Source organism: Kaistella sp. (assembly GCF_049588135.1).
Taxonomy (GTDB): domain Bacteria; phylum Bacteroidota; class Bacteroidia; order Flavobacteriales; family Weeksellaceae; genus Kaistella.
Window position 1 is genome coordinate 1 of the sequence record NZ_JBAVFG010000159.1, and the last position, 2,961, is coordinate 2,961.

A 2,961-nucleotide genomic window follows, 5' to 3' on the forward strand; every position below is an offset into this window, starting at 1 on the left:
AGGTAAAAAAGTGGCACAGAAAAAGTTTCCTTTTTTGCTTAAAGAAAATATTGTTTTCCCGCCAAACCTGAATTTAGAACAAGCTTCTTCACAATCGACGGCGGAATTTAAAGCTGAAAATTTAAAAGGAAAGAACTTCCTCGATTTAACTTGCGGTTTCGGAATCGATGCTTATTTTTTATCTCAAAATTTTGAGGAAATTACTGTGGTAGAACAGAATTCGGGACTTTTAGAAATTGTAAAATACAATTGGGGGATTCTTGGAAGAAATGCCAATTTCATTAATGAAAATTTAGAAGCTTTTTTAGAAAATAATCAGGGGAAATTTGATTTGATTTATCTCGATCCGGCAAGAAGAGATTCTGAAAAAAATAAAAAATTTCTGCTCGAAGATTTATCGCCCAATCTGTTGGAAATACAAGAAAAGCTGTTTCAAATTTCCTCTCAAATTATCGTCAAACTTTCGCCTTTAATTGATATTTCGTATTTGATTTCAGTGTTAAAAAACATTGTTGAAATTCAAATAATAGCAGTTAAAAATGAAGTGAAAGAACTTCTGGTTTTGATGAATTCGAATAAAAAGAAGGAGCAAACTACGATTACTTGTATCAATCTTGAAAGCCAAGAGGATTTGTTTTCCTTTAATTATAACGACGAAAAATATGAAGTTTCAGCATATTCTGAACCACTCCAATATTTATACATTCCAAATAACGCTGTTTTGAAATCGGGCGGATTTAATAGTGTTTCGCAAAAATTTTCGTTGAAAAAACTTCATCCCAATACTCATTTTTATACTTCAGATGAGCTTGTAGAGAATTTTCCAGGGAGAATTTTAAAGGTAGAAATGATTGATTCAAAACAAATTAAGAAAGGTGAAAAATTCAATATTATTTCAAAAAATTATCCTTTAGCTCCTGATGAAATCAAGAAAAAATATAAAATTAACGATGGTGGAAAAGCGTACTTAATTTTCACTCAAACTCAGAAAAGTAAAATTATTTTAAGAACGGTCTAGAATTTAGCAAAAATCTTTGTGGAAAATGGTAATATTTCTTACTTTTGGAGCATTGAAAAATATAAAGATTCTTAATCATCAGAAAGTAGATATGAAAAAAATTATTTTAAGCGTTGCAATCGCAAGTTTAGCAATCAGTTGTAAAAAAGTTCCGGCAGGTGGGAATAAAGGAGTGCTGATTAGAGACAGTGAGGTTGAAAGATACAGTGACGATGTGATGACTGATACAACAGCAGCTGAAGTTGAGGCCGCACACGCGAAAAAAAACAGTACTGTGGAAACTGAGGACAACGCAAAAGTCTCTGCTCAACCAGCAATTGCAATTCAAAAAGATAGCATTCAAAATACAAATATGGCTGCGCCGGCGTCTGCAGAAAAGAAATAAGTATTTTAAAACATATTATTAAATGTCTTGCTTTGGCGAGACATTTTTTTTATTTTTACAAGATTCGATTTTAGATAAATTTTAATTAAAAATATAATGCAAGAAACCTTAAATTACATTAACGAAAACAAGCAACGTTTCGTAGATGAGTTATTTGAATTACTTAAAATAGCATCTGTTTCAGCCGATCCAGCCTACAAAAATGAGGTATTGAAGTGTGCGGATAAAGTAGCAGAATTCCTGAAAAATGCTGGTGCCGACCAAGTGGAAGTTTGCCAAACAAAAGGGAACCCAATTGTTTACGGCGAGAAATTATTAGATAAAAATTTGCCAACCGTTTTGGTTTACGGGCATTATGATGTGCAACCTGCAGATCCGCTCGAATTGTGGACGAGTCCGCCTTTTGAACCAGTGATTAAAAAAACCGAACTTCATCCGGAAGGTGCGATTTTCGCAAGAGGTTCTGCCGATGATAAAGGTCAGTTTTTCATGCATTTAAAAGCATTTGAAGCGATGATGAAAACCAATTCTTTGCCTTGTAATGTGAAGTTTATTATTGAAGGTGAAGAGGAAGTAGGTTCCGAAAATCTAGGCGTTTTTGTGAATGAAAATAAAGAAAAATTGTCGTGTGACGTCATTTTAATTTCAGATACCCATATTTATTCTAACGAACAACCTACGGTAACAACTGGTTTGCGAGGTTTAAGCTATGTGGAAGTGGAAGTGGAAGGACCGAATAGAGATTTGCATTCTGGTTTGTATGGTGGTGCAGTTCCAAATCCGATTCATGTGCTTTCTCGAATGATTGCCAATTTAATTGATGAAAACGGATACATCACCATTGATGGTTTTTACGATAATGTAGAAACTGTTTCCGATGCCGAACGGGCTGAAATGAATAAGTTGAAAGACGACCAAGAATATTTCAAAAAATCAATCGGTTTAAATGGAGTAGAAGGTGAAAAAGGGTACACGACTTTGGAAAGAACTTCGATTCGTCCGACTTTAGATTGCAACGGAATTTGGGGCGGTTATATCGGTGAAGGAGCTAAAACAGTGATTCCTTCAAAAGCATTTGCGAAAATTTCGATGAGATTGGTTCCTTATCAAACTCCGGAAGAAATTACCGAAAAGTTTACTAAATATTTTGAGAAAATAGCTCCTTCAAATGTGAAAGTAAAAGTAACGCCGCATCATGGCGGAATGCCTTATGTTTTGCCAAGCGATACCAAAGAATTCAGAGCTGCGAAAAAAGCGATGGAAACGGCTTTCGGAAAAGAAGTTCTTCCGTACAGAAGTGGTGGAAGTATTCCGATCACCGCGATGTTCGAACAGGTTCTGGGAGCAAAATCCGTATTGATGGGCTTTGGTCTTGATTCCGATGCGATTCACTCACCGAATGAGCATTACGGATTATTTAATTTCTATAAAGGAATTGAAAGTATTCCGTTGTTCTTTGAGAATTATTCGAAATAAAATTAGCTTTTAATTGCCGTTTTCTTTATAGGAGGCGGTTTTTTTTGCGTTTTATTTTTTTTATAAAAATAAAATATTATAT

General features: G+C 34.4%; 3 protein-coding genes. All 3 read left to right on the forward strand.

From position 1 onward, the window contains the following. Positions 1-1,018: class I SAM-dependent methyltransferase (locus tag WBY99_RS08980; RefSeq protein WP_423975992.1), on the forward strand; the 1,018-nt coding region annotated here is incomplete at its 5' end. Between the two features lie 25 nt (positions 1,019-1,043). Then, entirely contained in the window at positions 1,044-1,403 is a 360-nt protein-coding gene (locus WBY99_RS08985; protein WP_423975993.1) for a hypothetical protein, read from the forward strand. A gap of 96 nt (positions 1,404-1,499) precedes the next feature. After that, positions 1,500-2,879: a dipeptidase gene (locus tag WBY99_RS08990; RefSeq protein WP_423975994.1), complete on the forward strand. Its 1,380-nt coding sequence runs from the start codon at positions 1,500-1,502 to the stop codon at positions 2,877-2,879. Positions 2,880-2,961 lie beyond the last annotated feature (82 nt).

What these genes read in the sequence shown, in the direction of transcription:
- WBY99_RS08985 (WP_423975993.1), top strand. Translation starts at nt 1,044, where the DNA reads ATGGTAATATTTCTTACTTTTGGAGCATTGAAAAATATAAAGATTCTT.
- WBY99_RS08990 (WP_423975994.1), top strand. Translation starts at nt 1,500, where the DNA reads ATGCAAGAAACCTTAAATTACATTAACGAAAACAAGCAACGTTTCGTA.